Source organism: Erythrobacter sp., assembly GCF_035194505.1.
In the GTDB taxonomy this organism is placed as follows: Bacteria; Pseudomonadota; Alphaproteobacteria; order Sphingomonadales; family Sphingomonadaceae; genus Erythrobacter.
Genome location: NZ_CP136573.1, coordinates 2,252,306 through 2,277,774 on the forward strand (window position 1 = coordinate 2,252,306; position 25,469 = coordinate 2,277,774).

General features: G+C 65.7%; 27 protein-coding genes and 1 tRNA gene. 20 read left to right on the forward strand and 8 right to left on the reverse strand.

The features are described from left to right. Nucleotides 1-587: 587 nt before the first annotated feature. Nucleotides 588-896 carry a UrcA family protein gene (locus RSE14_RS11130; RefSeq protein WP_324073664.1) on the reverse strand — a complete coding sequence of 103 codons (309 nt, stop codon included), beginning with the start codon at nt 894-896 and terminating at the stop codon, nt 588-590. 265 nt (nt 897-1,161) lie between these two features. Here RSE14_RS11130 and guaA point away from each other — a divergent pair, with 265 nt between their 5' ends. The 4 genes from guaA (at nt 1,162) to RSE14_RS11150 (ending at nt 5,357) form a co-directional block, all read left to right on the forward strand. Continuing rightward, entirely contained in the window at nt 1,162-2,775 is a 1,614-nt protein-coding gene (guaA, locus tag RSE14_RS11135; protein WP_324073666.1) for a glutamine-hydrolyzing GMP synthase, read from the forward strand. Nucleotides 2,776-2,851: 76 nt separating this feature from the next. Then, nucleotides 2,852-3,496, forward strand: a complete 645-nt coding sequence (locus RSE14_RS11140; protein ID WP_324073668.1) for a YceI family protein — start codon at nt 2,852-2,854, stop codon at nt 3,494-3,496. A 244-nt stretch (nt 3,497-3,740) separates the two neighbouring features. Then, complete coding sequence (locus RSE14_RS11145; RefSeq protein WP_324073670.1) at nt 3,741-4,715, forward strand: NAD(P)H-dependent flavin oxidoreductase; 975 nt, start codon at nt 3,741-3,743, stop codon at nt 4,713-4,715. Nucleotides 4,716-4,880: 165 nt separating this feature from the next. Then, complete coding sequence (locus RSE14_RS11150; protein WP_324073672.1) at nt 4,881-5,357, forward strand: hypothetical protein; 477 nt, start codon at nt 4,881-4,883, stop codon at nt 5,355-5,357. Here RSE14_RS11150 and RSE14_RS11155 read toward each other — a convergent pair. Continuing rightward, nucleotides 5,318-5,779 carry a hypothetical protein gene (locus RSE14_RS11155; protein ID WP_324073674.1) on the reverse strand — a complete coding sequence of 154 codons (462 nt, stop codon included), beginning with the start codon at nt 5,777-5,779 and terminating at the stop codon, nt 5,318-5,320. The two genes, RSE14_RS11150 and RSE14_RS11155, sit on opposite strands and share 40 nt — an antisense overlap. 73 nt (nt 5,780-5,852) lie before the next feature. Continuing rightward, nucleotides 5,853-6,101 carry a zinc-finger domain-containing protein gene (locus RSE14_RS11160; protein WP_324073676.1) on the reverse strand — a complete coding sequence of 83 codons (249 nt, stop codon included), beginning with the start codon at nt 6,099-6,101 and terminating at the stop codon, nt 5,853-5,855. A 73-nt stretch (nt 6,102-6,174) separates the two neighbouring features. Here RSE14_RS11160 and RSE14_RS11165 point away from each other — a divergent pair, with 73 nt between their 5' ends. After that, on the forward strand, nt 6,175-7,137 hold the full coding sequence (locus RSE14_RS11165) for an ABC transporter ATP-binding protein (RefSeq protein WP_324073678.1): 963 nt from the start codon (nt 6,175-6,177) through the stop codon (nt 7,135-7,137). Here the strand turns inward: RSE14_RS11165 and RSE14_RS11170 are convergent, their stop codons facing one another. Beyond that, nucleotides 7,138-7,272, reverse strand: coding sequence for a hypothetical protein (locus RSE14_RS11170; protein WP_324073680.1), 135 nt, complete (start codon nt 7,270-7,272; stop codon nt 7,138-7,140). Between the two features lie 163 nt (nt 7,273-7,435). Here RSE14_RS11170 and nadB point away from each other — a divergent pair, with 163 nt between their 5' ends. From nadB to RSE14_RS11185, 3 genes are all read left to right on the forward strand, one after another. Beyond that, nucleotides 7,436-9,037, forward strand: coding sequence for an L-aspartate oxidase (gene nadB / locus RSE14_RS11175; RefSeq protein ID WP_324073683.1), 1,602 nt, complete (start codon nt 7,436-7,438; stop codon nt 9,035-9,037). Nucleotides 9,038-9,107: 70 nt separating this feature from the next. Beyond that, nucleotides 9,108-10,037: a TraB/GumN family protein gene (locus tag RSE14_RS11180; RefSeq protein WP_324073685.1), complete on the forward strand. Its 930-nt coding sequence runs from the start codon at nt 9,108-9,110 to the stop codon at nt 10,035-10,037. Between the two features lie 30 nt (nt 10,038-10,067). After that, nucleotides 10,068-10,967 carry an alpha/beta fold hydrolase gene (locus RSE14_RS11185; RefSeq protein WP_324073687.1) on the forward strand — a complete coding sequence of 300 codons (900 nt, stop codon included), beginning with the start codon at nt 10,068-10,070 and terminating at the stop codon, nt 10,965-10,967. 6 nt (nt 10,968-10,973) lie between these two features. Here RSE14_RS11185 and RSE14_RS11190 read toward each other — a convergent pair whose 3' ends face one another. Continuing rightward, entirely contained in the window at nt 10,974-12,740 is a 1,767-nt protein-coding gene (locus RSE14_RS11190; protein WP_324073689.1) for a methyl-accepting chemotaxis protein, read from the reverse strand. A 253-nt stretch (nt 12,741-12,993) separates the two neighbouring features. Between RSE14_RS11190 and RSE14_RS11195 the strand changes: the two genes are divergently transcribed. The 4 genes from RSE14_RS11195 to RSE14_RS11210 all read left to right on the forward strand — a co-directional run bounded on the left by RSE14_RS11195 (nt 12,994) and on the right by RSE14_RS11210 (nt 17,367). Further along, on the forward strand, nt 12,994-13,434 hold the full coding sequence (locus RSE14_RS11195; protein WP_324073691.1) for a baeRF12 domain-containing protein: 441 nt from the start codon (nt 12,994-12,996) through the stop codon (nt 13,432-13,434). A gap of 487 nt (nt 13,435-13,921) precedes the next feature. Then, nucleotides 13,922-15,952: a ribonucleoside-diphosphate reductase subunit alpha gene (locus tag RSE14_RS11200; protein WP_324073693.1), complete on the forward strand. Its 2,031-nt coding sequence runs from the start codon at nt 13,922-13,924 to the stop codon at nt 15,950-15,952. Between the two features lie 82 nt (nt 15,953-16,034). After that, a complete protein-coding gene (locus tag RSE14_RS11205) occupies nt 16,035-16,220 on the forward strand; it encodes a hypothetical protein (RefSeq protein WP_324073695.1) in 186 nt (61 codons plus the stop codon). Between the two features lie 100 nt (nt 16,221-16,320). Then, on the forward strand, nt 16,321-17,367 hold the full coding sequence (locus tag RSE14_RS11210) for a ribonucleotide-diphosphate reductase subunit beta (RefSeq protein ID WP_324073696.1): 1,047 nt from the start codon (nt 16,321-16,323) through the stop codon (nt 17,365-17,367). Nucleotides 17,368-17,419: 52 nt separating this feature from the next. Here the strand turns inward: RSE14_RS11210 and RSE14_RS11215 are convergent, their stop codons facing one another. Next, nucleotides 17,420-17,779, reverse strand: a complete 360-nt coding sequence (locus RSE14_RS11215; protein WP_324073699.1) for an endonuclease domain-containing protein — start codon at nt 17,777-17,779, stop codon at nt 17,420-17,422. 191 nt (nt 17,780-17,970) lie between these two features. Here RSE14_RS11215 and RSE14_RS11220 point away from each other — a divergent pair, with 191 nt between their 5' ends. The 7 genes from RSE14_RS11220 (at nt 17,971) to RSE14_RS11250 (ending at nt 23,444) form a co-directional block, all read left to right on the forward strand. Further along, nucleotides 17,971-18,882 (forward strand): sulfotransferase domain-containing protein, encoded by a 912-nt coding sequence (locus tag RSE14_RS11220; protein ID WP_324073700.1) that lies wholly within the window; start codon nt 17,971-17,973, stop codon nt 18,880-18,882. A gap of 271 nt (nt 18,883-19,153) precedes the next feature. Next, nucleotides 19,154-19,417, forward strand: coding sequence for an HP1242/YdcH family protein (locus RSE14_RS11225; RefSeq protein WP_324073702.1), 264 nt, complete (start codon nt 19,154-19,156; stop codon nt 19,415-19,417). Between the two features lie 380 nt (nt 19,418-19,797). Further along, nucleotides 19,798-20,712, forward strand: a complete 915-nt coding sequence (argB, locus tag RSE14_RS11230) for an acetylglutamate kinase (protein ID WP_324073704.1) — start codon at nt 19,798-19,800, stop codon at nt 20,710-20,712. 121 nt (nt 20,713-20,833) lie between these two features. Continuing rightward, nucleotides 20,834-21,127, forward strand: coding sequence for a YggT family protein (locus RSE14_RS11235; RefSeq protein ID WP_324073705.1), 294 nt, complete (start codon nt 20,834-20,836; stop codon nt 21,125-21,127). Further along, nucleotides 21,127-22,023, forward strand: coding sequence for a bifunctional methylenetetrahydrofolate dehydrogenase/methenyltetrahydrofolate cyclohydrolase FolD (folD, locus tag RSE14_RS11240; RefSeq protein WP_324073707.1), 897 nt, complete (start codon nt 21,127-21,129; stop codon nt 22,021-22,023). The genes RSE14_RS11235 and folD overlap by 1 nt, the downstream gene beginning before the upstream one ends. Further along, nucleotides 22,020-22,802, forward strand: a complete 783-nt coding sequence (locus RSE14_RS11245; protein ID WP_324073709.1) for a Cif family virulence factor — start codon at nt 22,020-22,022, stop codon at nt 22,800-22,802. Before folD ends, RSE14_RS11245 begins: the two co-directional genes overlap by 4 nt. A gap of 12 nt (nt 22,803-22,814) precedes the next feature. After that, nucleotides 22,815-23,444, forward strand: a complete 630-nt coding sequence (locus RSE14_RS11250; RefSeq protein WP_324073711.1) for a MarC family protein — start codon at nt 22,815-22,817, stop codon at nt 23,442-23,444. A 39-nt stretch (nt 23,445-23,483) separates the two neighbouring features. Here RSE14_RS11250 and RSE14_RS11255 read toward each other — a convergent pair whose 3' ends face one another. Further along, nucleotides 23,484-24,095, reverse strand: coding sequence for an LON peptidase substrate-binding domain-containing protein (locus RSE14_RS11255; protein ID WP_324073712.1), 612 nt, complete (start codon nt 24,093-24,095; stop codon nt 23,484-23,486). Further along, a complete protein-coding gene (locus RSE14_RS11260) occupies nt 24,092-25,024 on the reverse strand; it encodes a tetratricopeptide repeat protein (protein ID WP_324073713.1) in 933 nt (310 codons plus the stop codon). The genes RSE14_RS11255 and RSE14_RS11260 overlap by 4 nt, the downstream gene beginning before the upstream one ends. Before the next feature lie 225 nt (nt 25,025-25,249). Here RSE14_RS11260 and RSE14_RS11265 point away from each other — a divergent pair. Beyond that, a tRNA-Gly gene (locus RSE14_RS11265) sits at nt 25,250-25,324 on the forward strand. Nucleotides 25,325-25,469 lie beyond the last annotated feature (145 nt).

Genomic DNA, 25,469 nt, shown 5'->3' on the forward strand with positions numbered 1-25,469 from the left:
CTGGTTTTTGTTTGGGCGGCCCGGGTCAGCAAGGGAGAGGGGGGGAGAGGTCTCGCCGCCCGGGCCCGTGCATCATATGGGAATGCACGCGTAATATTCAAACCCTATCGCGAATAAAAATGTTTTACCCCCGCAACTAGAGGTTGTTGCGTAGTGGGGCAGAAATGCGCGTGGCGGGGTGTGCGACACAGGGGCGCGTGCAGCCGCTGGAGACGCGGTCACCAATGTTAGGGGGGGAGGACTGGCGACCGCGTCTCGCGTGCTGCTTGCCCGGCCGGGGGGATGGCAGGGCATCCGGCGGATCCCAACGGCCGAGGGGGGAGAGGCCGTCAACGCCGGATCTGGCAGGCTGGCGGAGCAGCCGTCTTCGGCCTTCTTCCACCATGCGATGGTCCAGAGGAAATGCCGGGTGGAGAGAGAGGAGCCCGGCGCCCATCGCGTGAGCGCTATCTGGTGACAGGGCGATTATATTGCAAATGCGAAAAGACCAATTTTAGTTGCATGAAACGCAACATAATACGCCGGGCCAAACGCAAACGGCCGCCGGATCGCTCCGACGGCCGCTCGTGTTTTCAGAGGCTTGTCGCTTAGTTGGCAGCGACCGCACGGCCGTTGCGGGCTTCCGCGGCGGCGACGCGCTCGACTTCGGCCAGCGCCACGGTGCGGGCTTCGGCGACGCACTTGCTGTCGACCACGGTGCGGCCGAAGGCAAAGCGGCCAGCCGCCTCGGTGGTGCAGGCCTTGCGCAGCTGCGCGTTGATGCGCGTTTCGAGCGCGGCGCGGCCTTCGGCGCTGGTCACGTCGACATCACCATAGGCGATGCGCACGGTCACGGTTTCCGCAGCAGCCGGAGCGGCGACGGCGGCGAGAGCGATCAGGGGGAGGATGAAACGCATGAGAAAACTCCGGATTTGAGAGGGTGTCAGAAAGGATCGATGCCGTTGGCCGGCATTCAGTTGCTGTTTGAAACTCTGGTGCAGTGCACAAGAGAACTGTGCAAATGCGAAATGCGCGAGAATGGTTCCAAAGATTGCAACGTGAAACCGATATTTTCTCGGGAACCATCAGAAATTATGAAGGAAAAAATTGCTGCACCGCAAAAATACGGATCGCTGTGTTGCGATGCTGGACTTCGCTCGGCGCGCTCCGTAATCCGCCGCCATGAGCGCGCACCCCTCCAGCCCCGCTGCGGGCGATTCCCCCGCTTCCCAGAGCGTCCCCGAATCGATCCTGATCGTCGATTTCGGCAGCCAGGTGACCCAGCTGATCGCGCGCCGCGTGCGCGAGGCGGGGGTCTACTCGGAAATCGCGCCTTTCACCCAGGCCGAAGCCGCGTTCCGGAGGATGAAGCCCAAGGGCATCATCCTGTCAGGCTCTCCCGCGAGCGTGCCCGACGACGGCTCTCCGCGCGCGCCCCAAGCCCTGTTCGAGGCGGGCGTTCCGATCCTTGGCATCTGCTATGGCCAGCAGGTGATGAGCCACCAGCTGGGCGGCGAGGTGAAGCCCGGGCATGAAACCGGTGAAGGCGGCGAATTCGGCCGCGCGTTTCTCACCGTCACCGCCGAATGCGCGCTGTTCAACGGCCTGTGGGCCGTGGGCGAGCGCCATCAGGTGTGGATGAGCCACGGCGACAAGGTCACGCAGTTTGCCCCCGGTTTCGAAATCGTCGCCACCTCCGACGGCGCGCCCTTCGCGGTGATCGCGGACGAGGCGCGGCGCTTCTACGGCACCCAGTTCCATCCCGAGGTGGTCCACACCCCGGATGGCGGCAAGCTGATCGCCAATTTCGTGCGCCATGTCTGCGGCCTTGCGGGCGACTGGACCATGGCCGAATTCCGCAAGACCAAGATCGCGGAAATCCGCGAACAGGTGGGCGACAAGCGGGTCATTTGCGGCCTCTCGGGCGGGGTCGATTCGGCGGTTGCCGCGGTGCTGATCCACGAGGCGATCGGCGACCAGCTGACCTGCGTCTTCGTCGACCACGGCCTCATGCGCATGAACGAGGCCGAACAGGTCGTCACCCTGTTCCGCGACCATTACAACATCCCGCTGGTTCACGTGGAGGCCGAAGAGCTGTTCCTCGGCGGCCTTGCGGGGCTCACCGATCCGGAAGCCAAGCGCAAGTTCATCGGCAAGACCTTCATCGACGTGTTCGAGGCCGAGGCCAAGAAGATCGGCGGGGCGGAGTTCCTCGCGCAAGGGACGCTCTATCCCGATGTTATCGAGTCTGTCTCCTTCACCGGCGGGCCGAGCGTCACGATCAAGAGCCACCACAATGTCGGCGGCCTGCCCGAGCGCATGAACATGTCGCTGGTCGAGCCGCTGCGCGAGCTGTTCAAGGACGAGGTGCGCGACCTCGGCCGCGAGCTGGGCCTGCCCGATGCCTTTGTCGGCCGCCACCCCTTCCCCGGCCCGGGCCTTGCAATCCGTATCCCCGGCGAGGTGACCAAGGAACGCTGCGACATCCTGAGGAAGGCCGATGCTGTCTACCTTGAGGAGATCCGCAATGCGGGCCTCTATGATGCGATCTGGCAGGCCTTCGCGGTGCTGCTGCCGGTCAAGACGGTTGGCGTGATGGGCGACGGGCGCACTTACGATTCGGTTTGCGCCCTGCGCGCCGTGACCTCGACCGACGGGATGACCGCCGACGTCTTCCCCTATGACGCCGGTTTCCTCACCCGCGTCGCCACCCGCATCGTCAACGAGGTGAAGGGCATCAACCGCGTGGTCTACGACTATACGTCGAAGCCGCCCGGCACGATTGAGTGGGAGTAAGCTGCAACGCCCCATTGCGCGCGGCAGCAAATCGCATATCTCTGCGCCCTGACATTTCCGCCCAAAGGTATTGCCTGTGACGAACCTGCGCCTCCTTGCTCCCCTCGCTGCCGCTCTTGCGCTTGGCCTTGCGGCCTGTGCCGGGAAGGAGGCCGAGGCGCCCAAGGATGATGTGGCCGAGGCTGCTCCGGTAACGGAAGGCGCATGGACGCTCGATCCGGCAGGATCGCGCCTGTCCTATGTCAGCATCAAGGCGGGCGAGATTGCCGAGGCCAACCGCTTCGAGAAGCTCTCCGGCACCGTCGCCGCCGATGGCACGGCGAGCCTCGATATCGATCTCGCCTCGGTCAATACCGGGGTCGATATCCGCAACGAGCGGATGCGCGAAATCTTCTTCGCCGTGGCCGAGAACCCCAAGGCCACCATCACCGCCAAGCTCGATCCGGCCGGCTTTGCGGGCCTTGCCGTGGGCCAGTCGCTCACCCGCCCGCTCAAGGCGAGCGTGACGATCAAGGGCGCATCGGCCGATATCGATACCGAGGTGCTGGTCACCCGCGTCGGTGCCGACCGCGTCACCGTGGTGCCGACCGCGCCGGTCATCATCTCGACCGACATGTTCGGCCTGACCGACGAACTCGGCGAATTGCGCGCGCTGGCGCAGCTGCCCTCGATCACCCCGGCGGTCCCGGTAACCTTCTCGCTGTCCTTCACCCGCAGCTAACTGATTTTTCAGGCCGTTTGAGCCGGATCAAAGCGCCCGCCCGCGTGGCGGGGCAGATAAGGCGTGCCGGACGGGCAGGGAGCGAACCGATCCCACCGCCTCCCGTCCGCCCGGCCACCCCTCCCGAACTGACGCTACGGCATGCGTGGAGGCCGCCATGCCTCCCCAAAAGCGGGCTTGAAAGGGCCTCGCAAACAGGCTTGTGTCGTGTCCAAACACAGCATTGGACGGGAGACCATACGCCATGAAGACCGCGATCACCGAAATGTTCGGCATCGAGCACCCCATCATCCAGGGCGGCATGCATTATGTCGGGTTCGCCGAGATGGCCGCCGCCGTCTCCAATGCGGGCGGGCTCGGCATCATCACCGGCCTGACGCAGGGCACGCCCGAAAAGCTCGCCAATGAAATCGCACGCTGCAAGGACATGACCGACAAGCCCTTCGGCGTGAATCTCACCATCCTGCCGACCCTCACGCCGCCCGATTATCCCGGCCTCGTGAAGGCGATCATCGACGGCGGGGTGAAGGTGGTGGAGACCGCCGGGCGCAATCCGGTCGACCTGCTGCCGCCGCTGAAGGATGCGGGGATCAAGGTGATCCACAAGTGCACCTCGGTGCGCCACTCGCTGAAGGCGCAGGACATCGGCTGCGACGCGGTGAGCGTTGACGGGTTCGAATGCGGCGGCCACCCGGGCGAGGATGACGTGCCCAACTTCATCCTGCTACCGCGCGCTGCGGACGAGCTCGACATCCCCTTCGTCTCCAGCGGCGGCATGGCCGACGGACGCAGCCTCGTCGCCAGCCTTGCCATGGGCGCGCAGGGGATGAACATGGGGACGCGCTTCATCGCCACCAAGGAAGCGCCCGTCCACGAGAACGTGAAGCAGGCGATCCTTGCCGCCAGCGAACTCGACACGCGCCTTGTCATGCGCCCGCTGCGCAACACCGAGCGCGTGCTCAACAATGCCGCCGTCGAGCGCCTGATCCAGAAGGAGAAGGATCTGGGCGATGCCATCACCATTCAGGACATCCTGCCCGAAGTCGCCGGCGTCTACCCCAAGATCATGACCGAGGGCACGATGGACGCGGGCGCGTGGAGCTGCGGCATGGTGGCAGGCCTGATCCACGACATCCCGACCTGCAAGGAGCTGATCGACCGCATCATGCTCCAGGCCGAGGAGATCATCGCCCGCATGCAGGCCATGGCCCGCGCTTAACCCGCGCCCGAACTTCGCACGCACCTAGGTATAGCCCCGCATACCCCCGGGGGCGCTCCTGCGGCATGATGCCACAGGTCGCACCCTCGGGAGTTCTGGTGTGACGATTCGCAATGCTGCTGTTCGGCTACGGGAGGCTGTCCGGCTGCGTTGCAGGCGGAGGACATGATGGGACTGGACCTTGATCCGGCAGCCTTGGGGGGGCTGGCCGGTCTGATCGCTCTGGCCAGTTGGGCCGTGGGAAGAATGCAGGGCGGGCGGCGCGAGGCCCGTGATGCCGCGCTGCAGGCACCGCAAGCTCCGCACAGCGCCCCCGCTGCACCGCCGCCTTTGCGCGATCCCGAACCTGAACCCGCGCCCGTGTGCCGCCAGCGCGCCTTCGAGGAGCGCCGCGCGCTGCATGCGGCACCGGTCTCACTCGTCGATCTGCACGCCGAAGCCGCCGCCATCCGCCGCGATGCGCGGATCTTCGCGCAGGACGGGGCGGGTGCCGCGCTGCTCGCTCTGGCGGGCCGGCATAGCCTTGGGGATTGCCGCTATCTCGGGCTCAGCGGGCAGCCGACCTGCCCTGCGCCCCTCGCCTGCGCCAGCTGCGGCGCGGCTCAGCTATCGGCCGAGCCTGCGTCCTTGACGCGGGTATAGGGGACGAAATCCTCGAAGAAGACCACGCCGGTCATGAAGCCGAGCACGCGGTCGACCGTGTTCATCTGGTCGAGCTTGCACAGCTCGCTCGCGCCGAAGCGGATCGTCACCAGAGCATCATTGCTGTCGATATTGTCGGGATTGGCGGTGCGCTGGACCCAGATCGTGTTGCCGCGGCCATAGACATAGGCGGTCTTGTCGATCGTCTGCATCGGCACGTTGCGCTGGTCGCGGATGCAGCGCACCGGCTCGCCCGCCACGCGGCCTTCGAGCATCTTGGCAAGGCGCGCCTCGCCCTTGGTTTGCGCAGGCGAGGCGGGCTTGGTGTCATCCTGCGCTGCGGCAGGCAGGGCAATCGCGCAGGCAAGCGCAGCCGCAACACCGGCGGCAAGCGGGCGGGACAGGGCAGTCAAACGGGACATGATGCGTTTCTCCGCTGGAGTTATGGCCCTGAGCGTTACGCCGCCCAGCCTTAACCGCCGCTGAGCGGACCGATCAGCTGGCGCCTGCGGCAATATCAGGCAGGCTCGCCTGATCCGCGCCATCGGCCGGGCCGCCCTTCAGCACGAAGCGCCGGTCGCAATAGCCGCAATCGACATAGCCGTGCTCGTCGATCTGGAGATAGACGCGCGGGTGACCAAGCGCGGCCGGACGATAGCCCGCGCCGCCGCGGATGGCGCTGGCCCCGTCGCAGCTCACGCGCGCGGTATCGACCAGCAGGACTTCGGGAGGGGCAATGCTCATGGCCCACGCCGATAACGCGCCAGCCGCGCCAGTGCAATTGCCTTTGCCGTCCCGCTTGCCTAGGGCTGGCCCTATGTCCGCCGCTCCCGCCATCCGCATCGACAATCTCGTCAAACGCTACGCTCCGGCGAAGGGCGCCAATGGCACCGTCACCGAAGGCAAGCTGGCGCTGGGCGGGGTGAGCTTCGATGTGCCCGAAGGATCGATCTTCGGCCTGCTCGGCCCCAATGGCGCGGGCAAGTCGACGCTGATCAACATCCTTGCAGGGCTGGTCAACAAGACCTCGGGCACGGCCGAGATCTGGGGCTTCGATATTGACCGCGACCGTCGCAACGCCAGCCGTTCGATCGGCATCGTGCCGCAGGAAATCGTGTTCGATCCCTTCTTCACCCCCTTCGAGGTGCTGGAGAATCAGGCCGGGTTCTACGGCATTGCCAAGGCCCTGCGCCGCAGCGAGGAACTGCTCGCCGCCGTGCGCCTGTCGGACAAGCGCAATGCCTATGCCCGCACGCTCTCGGGCGGGATGAAGCGGCGGCTGCTGGTGGCCAAGGCGATGGTCCATAGCCCGCCGATTCTGGTGCTCGATGAACCCACCGCCGGGGTCGATGTCGATCTGCGCCGCCAATTGTGGGAGCTGGTGAGCGAACTCAACCGCGAGGGCGTGACGGTGGTGCTCACCACCCACTATCTCGAAGAGGCCGAGGAGCTGTGCGACCAGATCGCGATCATCAACCACGGCCAGCTGATCGCCAACAAGCCGACCCGCGAACTGGTGGATATGGCGCGCGAAAAGGTGGTCGCCGTCACCCTCGCGGATGATTGCACCGCTGCGCCGGCGCATGATGCCTTCGCCCGGGTCGAATGGGACGGGGCGCGCAAGGTCGAGGTGACTTACGACAAGGACCGCATGAGCGCAGGCCAGGTGCTCGGCATCCTGCAGGAACAGGGCCTGACAATCGAGGATGTCACCACCCGCGAGGCGGATCTGGAAGATGTCTTCGTGCAGCTGACCGCAGGCGCTGCGGCAGAGGCCTAATCAGGCCTGTTCGGGGCGCTTGCGCCACTTGCGATGGGCCAGCCGCTCGATCGGTTCGTGGCAGTGCTTGCAATGGCCGACATAGGTCAGCCCGCCCCACTTCACATCGCTGCGCACCGGTTCGTGACGGTCCATGCTGCACCCGATAAACGACATGAAAGACATAGATTTTCGCCCCGTAACTTCGCGGCGGGGTTATGCTTAACGCCCGCTTTCTTCCCGATAGGGGGTAATCGTCAATCGATTATGACCGCGCATAGCGCTTGCGGCACAAGGCATTGCGCGGCATGGCTCGGGCATGGCGAGTGAGGATGCAAACGGCCCCGTGCATGACGTAGTCGTCATCGGCTCGGGCGCGGCGGGGCTGACGGCGGCGCTGGCTCTGGCGCAGCATGCCCGCGTGCTGGTGCTGGCCAAGGGCTCGCTCACCGGCGGATCGACCGCCTGGGCGCAGGGCGGGATCGCCGCCGTGCTCGATGCGGGCGACACTTTCGAGGATCATATCCGCGACACGATGGTGGCGGGCGCAGGCCTCAACGACCTTGCGACCGTGGAATTCGTGATCGAACGCGCCCCCGCTTCGATCGATCGGCTGTGCGAACTGGGCGTGCCGTTCAACCGCGACGCCGATTCGCTCCATCTGACCCGCGAGGGCGGCCATTCGCACCGCCGCATCGTCCATGTCGACGACGCCACCGGCTGGGCGGTGCAGCAGGCGCTGGTGCGCGCGGCCGAGGCGCACCCCAACATCACCCTGCTGCCGGGCCGCACCTGCATCGATCTCATCACCGATCGCCACCGCGAGCAGTTCTCTGCTGCTGGCCGCGTGTGGGGAGTCTATGCGCTCGACGAGGCCACCGGGCGGGTCGAGCGTCATGTCGGGCGCGCCACCATCCTCGCGAGCGGCGGGGCGGGGCGCGTCTACCAGTTCTCCACCGCCCCGCGCGGTGCGACCGGCGACGGGATTGCCATGGCATGGCGGGCGGGTGCGCGCGTCTCCAACATGGAGATGATGCAGTTCCACCCGACCTGCCTCTACAATCTCGAGGTCAAGAACTTCCTCATCACCGAGGCCGTGCGCGGCGAGGGCGGGCATCTGCTCCACCCCGAAACCGGGCGGCGCTTCATGGTCGATTACGACCCCGAGCGGATGGAGCTGGCGCCGCGCGATGTGGTCGCCCGCGCGATTGACGACCAGATCAAGCGCTTCGGCCTTGATTACGTGCACCTCGATATCAGCCACCAGCCCGCCGATTTCGTGAAGGGGCATTTCCCCACGATCTACGAGAAGCTGATGGGGCTCGGCATCGACATGACGAGCCAGCCGATCCCGGTCGTCCCCGCGCAGCACTACACCTGCGGCGGCGTGGTCGTCGGCCTTGATGCGCGTACCGATGTGCCGGGGCTGTGGGCGGCGGGCGAGTGCACCGAAAGCGGCCTCCACGGCGCGAACCGGCTGGCGTCCAATTCCCTGCTCGAATGTTTCGTCTTCGGCGAGGCGGCAGCGCGCGACATTCTGGCGCGCTGGGGCACGCTGGAGGCTCCGCCTGCGATCCTGCCGTGGGATGAAAGCCGCGTGACCGATTCGGACGAAGAGGTCGTCATCAAGCAGAACTGGACCGAAATCCGCCGCTTCATGTGGAACTATGTCGGCATCGTGCGCACCACCAAGCGGCTGGAGCGCGCCGCAAGCCGCATCGAACTGCTGAAGCGCGAGGTCGAGGACTATTACGGCGCCTTCCGCGTGACGACCGACCTCATTGAACTGCGCAACCTGCTGCAATCGGCCGAGCTGATCGTCCAGTCGGCCCTGCGCCGCAAGGAGAGCCGCGGGCTGCACTACACGCTCGATTACCCCGCGCTTGCGGCAGAGGCGAAGGATACGGTGCTGGTGCCTTAGGGACGGGGAGGTTCGGTCGCGGTTCATGTGTCTGGTTTTAGGCGCGCGTGATATGTCTCGAAGGGTCGCTATGATGAAGAAGCCTTTGTCTTTCCTCTGCCTTGCCGCGCTGATCGCTGCCCCCCTCGCCGCGCAAGAGCCCGAGACCCCCGCCAACGCGATCGTCGTCACCGCCCAGCGCTCGGGCGCGCCGATGTGGACGATTGATACGCCCTCGGGCACGATCATCCTCGTCGGCGAGATCCGGGCGATCCCCAAGACCACGCCGTGGCAGCCCGAGCGGCTGGAGGATGCGACCGGGCAGGCCAACCGCGTCATCCTCGGTGCGCGGCCCAAGGTTTCTCCCGGCGATGTGTTCCGGCTGATGTTCTCCGGCGACAAGTTCACCAAGCTGCCCGATGACAAGCTCGCCTCCGACTATCTCGCGCCGGCGCAATGGGCGCGGCTCGAAGCGCTCGGCAAGGCGCAGGAAGAGGACTATTCGCGCCAGTCCTTCCTGCTCACCTCGTTCCAGCTGCTCCGGAAGGAACTGCGCTTCAACCGCGATACCGCGCGCGATGCGTCCGATGTTGTCAAGGACGCCGCGGAGAAGGCCAATGTCCCCATCGATCGCGCCGCCACCTTGCGCGGCGAGGACATCATCGACAACCTCGCCGAGGCCGAGCCGCAGGCGCATATCCCCTGCCTCGGCGCGGCGATGGATGCGCTGGAGGCTGGCCCCGATATCGTCGAACAGCGCGGCGCGGACTGGCGGCGCTATGATATTCCCGCCGTCATGGCGAACCCGCTGGAGACCGCATTGGGCCGCTGCTGGCCCTGGGCGGACGAGACTTTGGGCAGTGAACTCAGGACCATCTGGGTCGAGAGGCTGGCCGAGGCCAGCACCGCGAAAGGCACCACGCTCGCGGTTGTGCCCTTGCGGGTGTTGGCGGAAAGCGGCGGGGTGCTTGACCAATTGGCGCTGCGCGGCTTCGATATAGCCGGACCCGCGTGGAAATAGCCGCGCGGGCCTGAGAGGATCACAGCCGCAATGCCCACCATCACCACGCCCAACACCGGTATCGAGATTTTCTACGAGGATCACGGGGACCCTTCGCACCAGGTGATCCTGCTGGTGATGGGCCTCGGCGCGCAGTTGACCCTGTGGCCGGACGAGCTGGTGGAAACGCTGGTGGGCGAGGGCTTCCGCGTGATCCGCTATGACAACCGCGACATCGGCCTCAGCCAGAAGTTTGAAGGCGCGCGCGCGCCCAATCTGCCGATCCAGCTGCTGCGCAAGAAGATCGGCTTCCCGGCCCGCGTGCCCTACACCCTCAAGGACATGGCCGATGACGGCATCGGGGTGATGGACGCGCTGGGGATCGAAAGCGCCCATGTGGTCGGCGCGTCGATGGGCGGGATGATCGTCCAGCTGATGGCGGTGCACCACGGCCACCGGCTGATGAGCATGACCTCGATCATGTCGACCACCGGCAACGGAAAGCTGCCCCAGGCCGAAAAGCACGCGATGGAGGCCCTGATCGCGCCGCTGAAGGGCATGGACGAGGAGACGCTGGTGGCCCACGGCCTCAACATTGCGCGCAATATCGGCAGCCCCGAGAGCGAGGCCTTTCCCTTCGACGCCGAGGCCCAGCGTGAGCGGGTGCTGAAGAACATGCGCCGTTCGGTCTATCCCGCAGGCCTGCCGCGCCAGCTGGCCGCGATCATAGATGATGGCTGCCGCCGCGCGCGCCTTGCCAGCGTTACCACGCCGACGCTGGTGCTCCACGGCGAGGCCGATCCGCTGGTGAAGCTGGAGGCGGGCGAGGACACAGCGCGGCACATCTCGGGCGCGCGGCTGGTGACGATCCCCGGCTGGGGCCACGATATTCCGCTGCCCCTGATCCCCCGCGTTGCAGGCGAGATCACCGCTCACGCCCGCGGGATTTAAAGCGCTCTAGCCGTAGAGCCTGAGATCGACGGGGGTCGCCGCGCTCCCGCCGCTCCCGCCGCTCCCGCTGCGGCCTACGCCGGTGAACAGCGATGTGCGTTCGGTCAGGCGGTCCACTTCCTGCTTGAGCATTTCGCTCGCCGCGCTCGATTCCTCGGCCATGGCGGCGTTCTGCTGGGTGGCGTGTTCGAGGCTCGAGATCGCCGCGTCCACCTCGTTGAGGCTGCTCGCCTGCGCCTGCGAGGCCTCGGCCAGCTGTTCCACCCGTTGGCCGACGCGGTCGATGATCTCCACCATGTCGCGCAAGGCATTGCCCGATGAGGCGACCTGCTGCGAGCCATTGGCGATGCTCTCGGCGCTCTTGGCCATCAGCTGCTGGATCGCGGTCACCGCTTCAGAGGACCGCTGCGCCAGCGCGCGCACTTCCGTGGCGACCACGCCGAAGCCCTTGCCCGCCTCGCCCGCGCGGGTCGCCTCCACCCCGGCATTGAGCGCGAGGATATTGGTCTGGAAGGCGATGTTCTGGATCATGTTGGTGATGTTGCCGACTTCGGTGAAGGAGGCCTGGATCTGCGCCATGGCCTCGCCCGCCGACTCCACGATCTCGCGGTTGCGCGCTGCGTTCTGACGCGCCAGCGCGACTTCAGCATTGGTCTGCTGCGCCAGTTCCGAGCTCGACTGGATGGTCTGGTTGGTCTGCTGCAAGGCGGCCGCCGATTCTTCCAGCGTCGCCGCCTGCCGCGCGGTGCGCTCCGACAGGTCGGCGGCGGCCTCGTTCACATCGCCCGCGCTGTGATGGATTTCCTGCGCCGAGCCGACCACGGAGAGAATCAGCTCCTTGAGCGCGGCCTGGGCCTGGTTGAAGTCCATGCGGATGCCCTTGTAGTCTTCCGCGAAATATTCCTGGATCGGGTGATCGAGATCGCCCGAAGCCATCGCCGTCAGCCGATCGCGCAGCACCCCCACCACGCGGCGGCGCTCCTGATCGGCCTCGCGCGCTGCAATCGCGCTCTTGCGGAAGGTCTCGATCGCGCGGGTCATGGTGCCGATCTCGTTGTTGTCGTGCTCGATCCGGCGGCCCGCGTCGAGATCGCCGCCGGCCATGCGCTCCATCGTATCGGCGGTGCTGACCAGCGGTTCGATCACCTTGCGGCGCAGCAGCGTGATCGCCGCCGCCACTCCGGCAAACACGATCAGCACCGCCAGCGAGAGGAAGCCGGCGATGGTGGTGAGGGTCCATTCGGCGCTCTGGGCGAGATCGCTCTGGTGCCGCGCCGCGCCGGTGACCAGCGCGTCGATCCGCTCGCGGTGCCGTTCGTAGACCGTGTCGAGTTCGGCCATCGCCTGCTGCTGGGCGGCCCCGTCGCCCGCGCGCGCGGCGGGGATCAGGCGCTGCTCGGCGATCTGCCAGAAGGCCTCGCCGTCCTGCGACACCGTGAGCGCCAGGCCTTGCTTGAGATTCGCATCGAGATCCGAGGCGGCCCAGTGATCGGCCCGTTTGCGCCAGTCGGCCTTCAGCGCGGCGAGCTTTTCGGCATAGGCATCAGCCTTGCCCGGCGCGCGCACGAGGAGATTGGCGATCATGTAGGATTCGACCAGATAGGACGGCGGCGGCAGGATATCCGCGTTGAAATCGTTGAGCTGCTGGTTCACGCGGTGCATCTCGCCGCCGAAGCGGATCTGGTTGATGCCGAAACCGCTGAGCGCGATGACGACGGCAAGCAGGGCGACAAGGGCGATCCCGGCTTTACGGCTGATCTGCTGGATATTCATGGGCGTCCGGTGCGGTTCTCGTTCGGGGCGAGACGCATAGGGCAGGGCGGTCTAACGCTTCGCCACCCCGGCCTAGGCGGCATCCGCGAGCGCGCTTTAGGAAAAGCGCAAGCTTTTGGGCGCCTTGGCGATCATCGGGTGGACGCCGCAAAAGGCTTATTCGCGGCCGGATTTCTGCTATGATGGAGCCTGTCTCCCGAACCGGGAGAAAGGCGTCGCACAACCGGGTCGGCAAGTCTGGAAGGACAGGCAGATGAAGGTCGAACACGGCACGCTGGTGATGGTTGCGGACGGAGCGAAACTGCTCCTCTTCCGCAACGAAGGGGATGCGACATACCCCGTCCTTGAAACCCTCCTGTCCGAACGGCAGGACAATCCCCCGGCGCATGAACAGGGCACGGATGCCCCCGGCCGCAGCTTCGCCAGCACCGGCGCGGCGCGCAGCAGTTACGAGGAAACCGACAGGCACCGGCTGGCCGAGGATGCCTTTGCGCACCACGCCGCGGCGGTTCTCGAAGATGCGGCGGTCGCCCGGCCCGATGCGGGAATCGTGGTCGTCGCCGCGCCGCACACGCTGGGCGAGATGCGCAAGGCCTATGGCCGCGCGGTCAGGGCAAGGCTGGTGGCGGAAATCGACAAGGATCTTGCCGATCATCCGACCGATGACGTGATCGCCGCGCTGGCAGCGCACTGACGCAGCAGACCCCTGCCGGACGCAACAATCATGCGGCCGCGCATGCAAAAGATTCACGGGTGGATTCGAATGATTCACTCCCCATATTTTTCTTCACAGATTCAATTTGGGGCTTGCAGGGTCCGCGACTCAAGCTTTGTCCACGCGTCGCGGGTTTGTGACGGGGTGATGACGGCCCCGGAATGGTAACTAGGTGATTAATCCCCCGTTGACGGGACCTGCGGCCTGATTCATCATCTAGTGGTTCGGCGCAAATCGGACCCCCAAGCCTTGGTGATTTTCCCTCTCCCCTCAACCGGGGCCTCGGGGGAAGAGTCGCCGGATCGGGGGGCTTATCCGGGGCGCGTCGGGAGGCGAAAGCAGCGCAGCCTGTGGACCCCCTTGGGGACATCCTGTTGGCCAGTCTGTGGATCGTCCTGTATAGAACAGAATCGGAACATTGGCCTTGTGCCGGGTTGTGATTCGGGGGACACAAGTGGGGCAAGCGATGGAATTCAAGGCAGGCGACGGCGTGACAGACGAAGTGCTCAATGATGCCGTGACAGGGACGGGCGTGACAGCGCCGGTGAAGGAAAAGAAAGCCGTGACCATGAAGACGAGTGATGCAGGTTCGGACGCGCTGATCGCCGCCAAGGCGACCGAGGCGCTGGCCGGCGCGATGGTCGAGGCGGCCAAGGAAGCGGCCGCCAATGCCTCTGGGACCGACAGCAAGAAGGTCAATGATCGCCGCTTTACCATCGTCACCGATGCGAGCCGCGATGATCGCCTGACCGAATTCGGCAAGGACACCCTGACCGATCGCTACCTGCTGCCCGGCGAGGTCTATCAGGACCTCTTCGCCCGCGTGGCCGATGCCTATGCCGACGATCAGGATCACGCCCAGCGGCTCTACGACTACATCTCGAACCTGTGGTTCATGCCGGCGACCCCGGTGCTCTCGAACGGCGGCACCAATCGCGGCCTGCCGATCTCGTGCTACCTCAATTCGGTGTCGGACAGCCTCGAAGGCATCGTCGGCACCTGGAACGAGAACGTGTGGCTGGCCTCGAAGGGCGGCGGCATCGGCACCTATTGGGGCAATGTCCGCGGCATCGGCGAGCCGGTCGGCCTCAACGGCAAGACCAGCGGCATCATTCCCTTCGTGCGCGTGATGGACAGCCTCACGCTGGCGATCTCGCAGGGCTCGCTGCGCCGCGGTTCGGCCGCGTGCTATCTCGACATCTCGCACCCGGAGATCGAGGAGTTCCTCGAAATCCGCAAGCCGAGCGGCGACTTCAACCGCAAGGCGCTGAACCTGCACCACGGCGTGCTCGTCACCGACGAGTTCATGGAAGCCGTGCGCGAAGGCGCCGAGTTCGAACTGAAGAGCCCCAAGGACGGCTCGGTGCGCGGCACGGTGGATGCCCGCTCGCTGTTCCAGAAGCTGGTCGAAACCCGCCTTGCCACGGGTGAGCCCTACATCGTCTTCAACGACACCGTAAACCGCATGATGCCCAAGCATCACCGCGATCTCGGCCTCAAGGTCTCGACCTCGAACCTGTGCTCGGAAATCACCCTGCCGACCGGGATCGACCACCTCGGCAATGATCGCACCGCGGTGTGCTGCCTCTCCTCGCTCAACCTCGAAACCTGGGACGAGTGGAACGGCGACAAGCAGTTCATCGAGGACGTGATGCGCTTCCTCGACAACGTGCTGCAGGACTATATCGACCGCGCGCCGGACGAGATGGCCCGCGCCAAGTATTCTGCCGCGCGCGAGCGTTCGGTCGGCCTCGGGGTGATGGGCTTCCACTCCTACTTGCAGCAGAAGGCCATCGCGATGGAAAGCGCGATGGCCAAGGCTGTGAACCTCAAGATGTTCAAGCATATCCACGCCAAGGCATCGGAAGCCTCGATGCTGCTGGCGCAGGAGCGCGGGCCGTGCCCCGATGCCGCTGACATGGGCGCGATGGAGCGGTTCAGCTGCAAGATGGCGATCGCGCCGACCGCGTCGATCTCGATCATCTGCGGCGGCACCTCGGCCTGCATCGAGCCGATCCCGGCCAACATCTACACCCACAAGACCCTCTCGGGCAGCTTCATCGTGCGCAATCCGTATCTGGAAAAGCTGCTCGAGAAGAAGGCCAAGAACTCGACCAACGTGTGGAACTCGATCCTCGAACGCGGCGGTTCGGTGCAGCACCTCGACTTCCTGACGCCGGAGGAAAAGGCGGTCTACAAGACCAGCTTCGAGATCGACCAGCGCTGGCTGCTCGAATTCGCGGCCGACCGCACGCCCTTCATCGATCAGGCCCAGTCGCTGAACCTGTTCATCCCCGCCGATGTCGACAAGTGGGATCTGATGATGCTGCACTACCAGGCGTGGGAAAAGGGCATCAAGTCGCTCTACTACCTGCGCTCCAAGTCTGTGCAGCGCGCCGGCTTCGTCGGCGGGGTGGAGGCGGACAACACGCCCGAAGCGCCCAAGATCGAACTGAGCGCCGAAACCGATTACGAGGAATGCCTGAGCTGCCAGTAGGCGGAGCAGGCGCGGGGGCGCGGCGCGGCAGACGCGTCAGCCTCCGCCGCCTCGGGAATACGCGCAAAGGGGGGTGCCGCGCATGAGTTTGCCGTTCGGATTGGGGATTTTCGGACTTCTGGTCTGCGCCGTGTTCGGCTTCAACGCCGTGCGCGAACTGCGCCGCGATGTCCCCGGTCACGCCCACAACGCCGCGATGATCCACATCGCGCTGATCACCATGTTCGCGCCTTTCTGCCTCTACGTGCTGATCGCCTACGCGCCCTGACCAATTTCGCGGCCCGCGCGTGAATCCATCGCGCGGCTCGCACCGTAACTGACAAATGCCTATATTGGCCCTGAAGACATCCAATTGAAGGAAACCGCCGATGTCGCTGCTCGAAGCCCGCTCCACCTACAAGCCCTTCCAGTACCCTTGGGCCTATGACTTCTGGAAGCGCCAGCAGCAGATCCACTGGATGCCGGAAGAAGTGCCGCTGGGCGAGGATTGCCGCGACTGGGCGCAGAAGATCTCGGAGAACGAGCGCAACCTGCTGACGCAAATCTTCCGCTTCTTCACCCAGGCCGATGTCGAGGTGCAGAACTGCTATCACGAAAACTACGGCCGGGTGTTCAAGCCCACCGAAGTGAAGATGATGCTCGCCGCCTTCTCCAACATGGAGACGGTGCACATCGCGGCCTACTCGCACCTGCTCGACACCATCGGCATGCCCGAGGCGGAATATTCGGCCTTCCTCGAATATGAGGAAATGAAGGACAAGCACGACTTCCTGAACCAGTTCGGGGTCGACACGGACGAGGATATCGCCCGCACGCTCGCAGCCTTTGGCGGCTTTACCGAAGGGCTCCAGCTGTTCGCCTCCTTCGCGATGCTGATGAACTTCCCGCGCTTCAACAAGATGAAGGGCATGGGCCAGATCGTCAGCTGGTCGGTGCGCGATGAATCGCTGCACTGCGAAGGCATCATCAAGCTGTTCCACACCTTCTGCGAGGAGCGCCAGTGCCTCACCAAGGCGGTGAAGGAAGACCTGATCGACATCTGCCAGAAGACCGTGCGTCTGGAGGACAACTTCATCGATCTCGCCTTCGAAATGGGCCCGGTGAACGGCATGAGCGCCAAGGAAATCAAGCGCTACATCCGCTACATCGCCGACTGGCGCCTGAAGCAGCTGGGCCTGCAAGAGATCTACATGATCGAGGACCACCCCTTGCCCTGGCTCGCCCCGCTGCTGAACGGCGTGGAGCACGCAAACTTCTTCGAAACCCGCGCGACCGAGTACTCGAAGGGCGCCACCCGCGGCGACTGGAACACCGTGTGGTCGTCGTTTGACAAGCGCCAGAAGGCGAAGGCGGTCAACGAGGACGAGGCCGTGGTGGCCGAAGCCGGGCTGTTCGGGGCTGAGGCTGCGGAGTAGGTTGGCCCAATTACCCCCCTCCCGCTTGCGGGAGGGGCTAGGGGTGGGCACTTTACCTTGACGCCCGCAGCCGCTCCACCTCCGCCCTGATCATCGTGACCACGCCCTCGATATTCGCGTGAACATCGGCATTGGCGATACGCAGCACGGTGTAGCTATGCTCTGCCATCCATGCGTTGCGCGCCACATCGCGTTCCGGCGCGACATCGTGGCTGAACCCGTCAAGTTCGATCACCAGCGACAATTCCCGGCATAGAAAGTCCGCGAAGAACGGGCCGAGTGGCATCTGGCGGCTGAACTTAGCGCCGAGCTGGCTGCGCGACAGGTAGGCCCACAAGGCCCACTCGGCCGGTGTCACCGCATGCCGGAGCGACCGGGCGCGGATCGTATTGCGGGGCTTCCAGGTCGGCATTTCAAAAGCTTATGCCTATGGGTGCGGGAGATCAAGAAGGGCCCACCCCTAACCCCTCCCGCAAGCGGGAGGGGGGATATCAGCGCCAATAAACCCCGAGGGTGGGCAAACTCCCCAACACATGCCACACTCCCCCGCGGGGAGCAGGAGCGCAGGCGCGCAAGCCTACGCGCACTGGGGGGAGACACATCATGCCGGGGCCACTCAATCGCCGCGCGCGTACGCTTGAGGAAGCCGCGCTCAACATGGGGGCGCTCTATGCTGGCGCGCCGCAGGTCCACTTCCGGCCGCTCGTAACGCAGCCCGGCGATGTCTACATCACCTCCTGGGCCAAGAGCGGCACCACGCTGATGCAGCAGATGTTCCACCAGATCCGCATGGTGGCGGCAACCGGCGCGGGGGACATGGACTTCGACGATATCTCCCGCATGACCCCGTGGGAAGACACCGCGCTCCCGCTCGATTTCGACATGAATGTCGCCCAGCGTGCGCAGCCCCGCGGCTTCAAGTCGCACCGCGAATACGAGCGCCTGCCCTCGGGCGCCCGCTTCATCGTCACCCTGCGCGATCCCAAGGAGACCTTCGTCTCCTATTATCGCTTCCTTGATGGCTGGCATATCGAGCCGGGCAGCATCCCGATCGAGGACTTCTACCCCATGTGGCTGGGCGGCGGGCCGGGCGGGTGCGATTATGCAACCCATTTGCTGAGCTGGTATGCGCGGGCCGACGCGCCCGATACGCTGCTCGCCACCTATCGCTGGGCCGCGAAGAACCGCGCGGCGATGATCGCGCGCATGACGGAGTTCCTCGGCCTGTCGCTGACGCCGGAACAGGCGGCGATCGTGCTCGACATGACTTCGCGCGATTTCATGCACGCGCACAAGGACCGCTTCGACGATGCGATGTTCTGCAAGGTGCTGGAGGAGCGGATCGGGGTTCCGGCGGCGAGCGATTCGAGCAAGGTGCAGGCGGTCGCCAGCGATGCGGGCGCGGTGCCGCCCGTGATTGCCGAAAAGATCGACGCCATGTGGGCCGAGCGGATCGCTCCGGTGACGGGGCACGCGGATTTCGCGAGCCTTGCCGCGGCGCTCGATCCGGCCTGAGGGAGCGCTGCGCGGCTTTCCTACCGCAGGTCGGGGGACTACGAGAGAGCAGCAAAACCGCCCTGCGCGATGTTTTTTCCGCGTGAAACATGGCCGGTTTGTGTAAAATCAGTAGCTTACCTCAAAAACAGCCGGTTTCAGGCCCCTTCCAGACCCCCGCTAGACCCCCTCTAGCCCCGGTTTGACCCCCTGATGGGTGCGATTTGACCTCGCTCAAATACCCGCTTGGCAACAACTCCTAGGCTCTCCCTCGAAACCACGGGAGATCACCATGTCCGCACATACGCCGCACGAATTGCACGACGAGTTTCCGCAGGATGCCGAGGTGCTTCACCGCTTGAAGATCGGCAATCCCCACTTCGTCCAGCTGGCCGACCGGCATCATGCGGTGAACCGCGAAATCCACCGCATCGCCGCCGAAATCGACGCCGCCAGCGACGAGCGGCTGGAAGGTCTGAAGCGCGAAAGGCTCCACCTGCTGGATGAAATCGCGGCGATGATCGAGGCCGAGGAAGGCAACCCCGCGCCCGCCTGAACAGGCTTGGGCGGGCGGCGCATGAGGCGATGCGCCGTCCGCTCCCCCCTTGAGAAACAAGCGCAAACTGCGCGGTGTCGTCCGGCGGTCCTCGCCTGAACGGCGCTGGCCCTTGCGGCGGTCTGCGCCCTCCATCGGCTCCTGCGCCTTGCGCCGGTCATCCTTGCGACGGTCGTCGCCGGTGGGGGTGGTGTCGGAGTTGTCGTTCGCCATGCTCACCTCGTCTGCAGACAGCGTAACATCAAGCGGCTGTAAACCATAGGGCTTTGATGCAGGCGCTGCCCGGGCTGCCCCGCGCCGTCTTGCACTGCGCGGCGAAGGCGCTAGGGCACGCGGGATGCGGCGCATCGCCGCCGATGGCCCGAGGACACGATACGCCTGTGACTGATACGACATCCGGCACCGCAGCAGGGAGCCTTCCCGATCTCTCGAAAGCAGAAGTGCTGATCGAGGCGCTGCCCTATTTCCAGCGCTATGCAGGGCGCACCTTCGTGGTGAAATATGGCGGTCACGCGATGGGCGATCCGGCTGCGGCGCGCGACTTCGCCGAGGATATCGTGCTGCTGAAGGCGGTCGGCATCAACCCGGTGGTGGTCCATGGCGGCGGCCCGCAGATCGGCGAGATGCTGGCGAAGCTGGGGGTGGAGAGCACCTTTGTCGACGGGTTGCGCGTCACCGATGCGGCCACCGCCAAGGTCGCCGAAATGGTGCTGTCGGGCGCGATCAACAAGGAACTGGTCGGCTGGATCGCGGGTGCGGGCGGCAAGGCGATCGGCATCTCCGGCAAGGACGGCGGGCTGGTGACGGCGCAAAAGGTCAGCCGCACCACCCGCGATCCTGACAGCAATATCGAACAGGTGGTGGATCTGGGCTTCGTGGGCGAGCCGGCCGAAGTCGATACCACGGTGATCGACACGATGGTGGCCGCAGGCATGATCCCGGTGATTGCCCCCATCGCCCCGGGCGCGGACGGGCAGACCTACAATATCAACGCCGATACCATGGCTGGCGCCATCGCGGCGGCCCTGGGCGCGGCGCGGCTGTTCCTGCTGACTGACGTGCCGGGCGTGCTAGGCACCAATGGGGAGCTCCTCACCGATCTCACCCCTGCGGCGATTGCCAAGCTGCGCGAAGACGGCGTGGTGCGCGGCGGCATGGTGCCCAAGCTCGAAACCTGCGTCACCGCGGTGCAATCGGGCTGCGAGGCAGCGGTGGTGCTCGACGGGCGGGTGGGCCACGCGATGCTGCTCGAATTCTTCACCGCAAGGGGTGCGGGCACGCTGGTGCGGGCCTGATCTGCCGCCTGCGGGGAACTCCTCTCTGGCGCGAGGCGTATTAACAGGCTAATACGCCCAACAGGGACCTCATCAGGGCCGCGCCCCAGTGCGCTGCGCCCGGCACAGGATACGGATCGCAATGCAAGGATTGGCTGTACTCGTCGATATTCTGGTGATGCTCACCAATGTGCTGGTGATGCTGATCATCGTGCAATTCGTGATCGGGCTGCTTTTCGCCTTCAACGTGGTGAGCCCGGGCAACGAATTCCTGCGGCAGGTCTATGAATCGATCAACCGCCTGCTCGAACCGGTGCTGCGGCCGATCCGCAACATCATGCCCAATACCGGCGCGATCGATTTCTCGCCGCTGGTGCTGATCCTTGGCCTGCAGATCCTCACCCGGGTGATGATGGGGCTGGCGGGAGCCTATTGATGAGCCAGGCGGCGACCATCGACGGTAAGGCCTTTGCCGAGGGTCTGCGTGCCCGCGTGGGCGAGGCCGCGGCGGCTTTCGCGCATCAGGCCGGCCGGCGTCCGGGCCTTGCGGTGGTGCTGGTGGGTGAGGACGCGGCAAGCCAGGTCTATGTCGGCGCCAAGGGCAAGGCCTGCGAGGCGGCCGGCATGGCGAGCTTCGAGCACCGCCTCCCCGCCGACACGAGCGAGGCCGCGCTGCTCTCGCTGATCGAGCGGCTCAATCAGGACGAAGGGGTGGACGGGATCCTCGTCCAGCTGCCGCTCCCCGCCCATCTGCACGAACAGGCGATCATCGCCGCGATCAATCCGGACAAGGACGTAGACGGCTTCCACGTCATCAACGCCGGTAGGCTGAGCGTCGGGCAGACGGGCTTCGTGCCCTGCACTCCGCTGGGATGCATCATGCTGCTGAAGGATCGTCTGGGCGATCTGTCGGGGCTGGATGCGGTGGTGATCGGCCGCTCGAACATTGTCGGCAAGCCGATGGCGCAGCTGCTGGTCGATGCCAACGCCACGGTGACCATCGCGCATAGCCGCACGAAGAACCTGCCCGAAGTGGTGCGCCGCGCCGATATCGTGGTGGCCGCGGTGGGCCGTCCGGAGATGGTGCGGGCTGACTGGATCAAGCCGGGCGCGACCGTGATCGATGTCGGTATCAACCGCCTGCCGCCCTCCGAGGAAAGTCCAAAGGGCAAGCTCGTCGGCGATGTCGCCACGGCCGAAGTGCGCGAGGTCGCAGGCGCGATCACGCCGGTGCCGGGCGGGGTCGGGCCGATGACCATCGCGGTGCTGCTGCGCAACACGCTGGTCGCCGCCCACCATCATGCCGGAATGCCTGCGCCGGAGGGGCTGTGACCCGCGCCCGCGGTCTGCTGGCGCTCGCAACGCTCGCCTGCGTGCTTTCCGCCTGCGCCAGTCCGCGCCCCAAGGGTCCGCCGCCGGCCGTGATCAACCGGGTGCTGACCGGCGCGCCCGGGGCTGGCCAGCCGAGCAAGATCGTCGCTGCCGAAATCGCCTTTGCCCGCGCCGCGCGCGAGCAGGGGCAGTGGACCGCTTTCCGGATGTTCGCCGCCCCCGGCGCGCTGCTCCACGGCGGCAACGGCCCCTTCGCTATCGAGCCCTGGCTCGCCACGCAGAGTGATCCGCCCCAGGCGGTGCAGTGGGAGCCGCGCGCGGTCGTCGTCAGCTGCGACGGGGCGCTGGCGGTCAGCCAGGGGCGCTCGATCGAGCCTGACGGGACGGTCGGCAATTTCCTCACAGTGTGGGAACGGCAGGGCGACGGCCAGTATCGCTATGTCTTCGACGCGGGCGGCCCCGACGTGCCCCAGCCGCCGAAGAAGAAGCCGGTCGAGGCCGAGGGCGGGATCGTCGTCACCGCGATGGATGCGGTGCTCGGCATGGTCGCCTCCTGTCCGCGCGGGGGGGGCGAGATTCTGCCGCCGCCGCCGATCCCGGTGGGCGAGGACGGCAAGACCGATGCCCGCCTGTCGCGCGATGGCACCCTGCGCTGGCGCTGGGAACACCGCGCTGACGGCACGCGCTTTGCGGCGGCCGAATACTTCTACGAGGGCCGCTGGCTCACCGCTTTCGAGCAAAGCATCAAGCCCGTCCCCGCGCCCGCGCCCGCCGAGTAAGCACTGCCTGCCATGATCTTCACCGAACTCTTCCTGTCCGCCTTTGTCACCCTGTTCGTGGTGATCGACCCGCCCGGCTGTGCGCCGATCTATGCCGGGCTGACCAAGGGGGCGAGCGCCGCGCAGGCCCGCTCCATGGCTCTGCGCGCGACCATGATCGCCTCGATCATCCTGCTGATCTTCGCGCTGTTCGGGCAGGAATTGCTGAGCGCGCTGCATATCGAGCTCAACTCGTTCCGCATCGCGGGCGGGCTGATGCTGTTCTTCATCGCCTTCGACATGGTGTTTGAAAAGCGCACCCAGCGACGCGAAAGCCGCGCAGAGAAGATCGCGGCGACACCCGAGATCGAGGACGTCTCGGTGTTCCCGATGGCGATGCCGATGCTCGCCGGGCCGGGCGCGATCGCGGCGATCATGCTGCTGATGAACGAGGCCGATGGGCTGACGGAATCGATCGAGGTGCTGGCCGCGCTGGCGGCGGTGCTGGCGATCACCGCGGCATCGCTGGTCGCCGCCGGACCGCTGATCCGGGTGCTGGGCGACAAGGTGGAGGCGGTCATCACCCGCCTGCTGGGCGTGCTGCTGTCCGCGCTGGCGGCGCAATATGTGATCGACGGGCTGAAGGGCAGCTTCTCGCTGTAATACCAAGGTTCGCTGGCGCGAACCGCAGACCCCGCGCCCCTATTGCAGCGTGACGATGTCCTCGTCGCCATCGGTGCGGCCGAAGAACTGCATCAACTGCACCAGCAATTCGCACCGCACAGTGAGGTTTTCCGCTTCGAGCAGGGCCTGCTTGCTCGCTGGATCGAAGGGCGCGATCTGCGAGACGCCGTTGATCAGCGAGCGATCATCGAGCCGCGCGACCGAATCCCAGTCGACCGAATAGCCCTGCCGGTCAGCAAAGCGGCGCGCCTCGCGCTCGAACCCGCCGCGCTGGGCGTGGGAGAGGGTTTCGTCCTCGTCCTCGTCCATGATCTCGGCCTCGATCTGGCGGAAGGCAGTGGTCACCTCCAGCTCGCGCACCATCCGGAAGCGCGTGGTGCCTTCAAGGATGAGGTTGTAGCGCCCGTCATCCATCGCCTGCACCTCGCCGATTTTGCCGACGCAGCCGACGCGGTAGAGCGGCGCGCCCTCTTGCGGGCGCTGCGGCTGGATCATGGCGATCTGGCGGTCGCGAATCAGCGCATCGCCGACCAGCGCGCGGTAACGCGGCTCGAAGATGTGAAGCGGCAGCTGCATCCCGGGAAACAGCACCGCGCCGGTCAGGGGAAAGATGGAAAGGCGTTTCGTCATCCGAACAATACGCGCGACAGGCGGCGACGGACGCCGACCACCCATTCATCCTCGAGCCCTGTGGCCTCGAAAATCTTGAGCAGCTTGGCGCGCGCGGCACCTTCGTTCCATTCGCGGTCGGCCGCGATCATGGCGAGGAGGGTGTCGGCGGCGGTGTCGCGCTCTCCGGCGGCGAAGGCAGCCTCGGCAAAGGCGAACTGCGCGTCCATGTTTTCCGGTGCGGCGGTGGCAGCAGCGCGCAGGGCGGCCAGCTCGCCGTCATCGACGCGGGTGCCGGCAAGCTCCAGCGCGGAGCGGGCGGGGGCAATCGCGGCATCGGTGGCGAGGCGGGGATCGGAATCGATCACCTCCATCACCTGGCGGGCCTGATCGACTTCGCCCAGCATCACCAGCGCGCGCACGAGGCCGGCATGGGCAGGCGCGTTCTCGGGCGCGAATTCGGTGATCTGGGCAAAGATCCCCGCCGCACGCTGGGCATCGCCTGCCCCGAGCGCATCCTCGCCCATCTTCACGAACTGCGCGAGTTCCTCGGGCGAGGGGCCTTGCGGCGCGCCGTCCGCAGCGCCGCCGCCGGCCTGCACCGGCAGCTGGGCGAGCAGCTGGTCGAGCGTCGCCTTCAACTGCGATTCGCTGCGGGCATTGGTGAGATCGGCGACCGGCTGGCCCTGGAACATGGCATAGACCGTCGGGATCGAGCGCACCTGGAACTGCGCGGCGATGAACTGTTCCTCGTCGACATTGATCTTGGCCAGCACCACGCCCTTGTCGGCATATTCGGCCGCGACCTTCTCCAGCACCGGAGCGAGCGCCTTGCACGGCCCGCACCATTCGGCCCAGAAATCGAGGATGACGAGGCTCGTCTGTGACGGCTCCACCACCGTCTTGCGGAAGCGTTCCACCGCCTTCTGTTCGTCGATGCTCAATCCCATGCTGGCCAAGGTCTGCTCCTGTCTGTGCTGCGCGGCTCTGTCTGCCGCCCCAATGTGGGGCATCTTCGGCGGATGTGAAGCGCGCATTTGTGCTGGCGGCAAGGGGCGCTGCAATCAAGTCCCATCAGCCCCAAATTTGCGCTTGCAGGGTGCGCAAGGCGCTGCTAATCGCGCCGCCTCTCCGGCAGAACCTGCGCTTTCGCAAGTTTCTGTCAGCGCCAGTGAGCGGGCGTAGCTCAGGGGTAGAGCACAACCTTGCCAAGGTTGGGGTCGAGGGTTCGAATCCCTTCGCCCGCTCCATTTTCCAGACCACAGAACCATGTTGTCCGGCACGCGGCCCCGCGTGTGCGGGCTTTGCGCTGTTTGCTGCGAGCGCGATAAAGGTGATGCTGTGCAGCAACACCATCCCCAATAATTGCCGGCGCGCCAAGTAATCGTTCTGAAA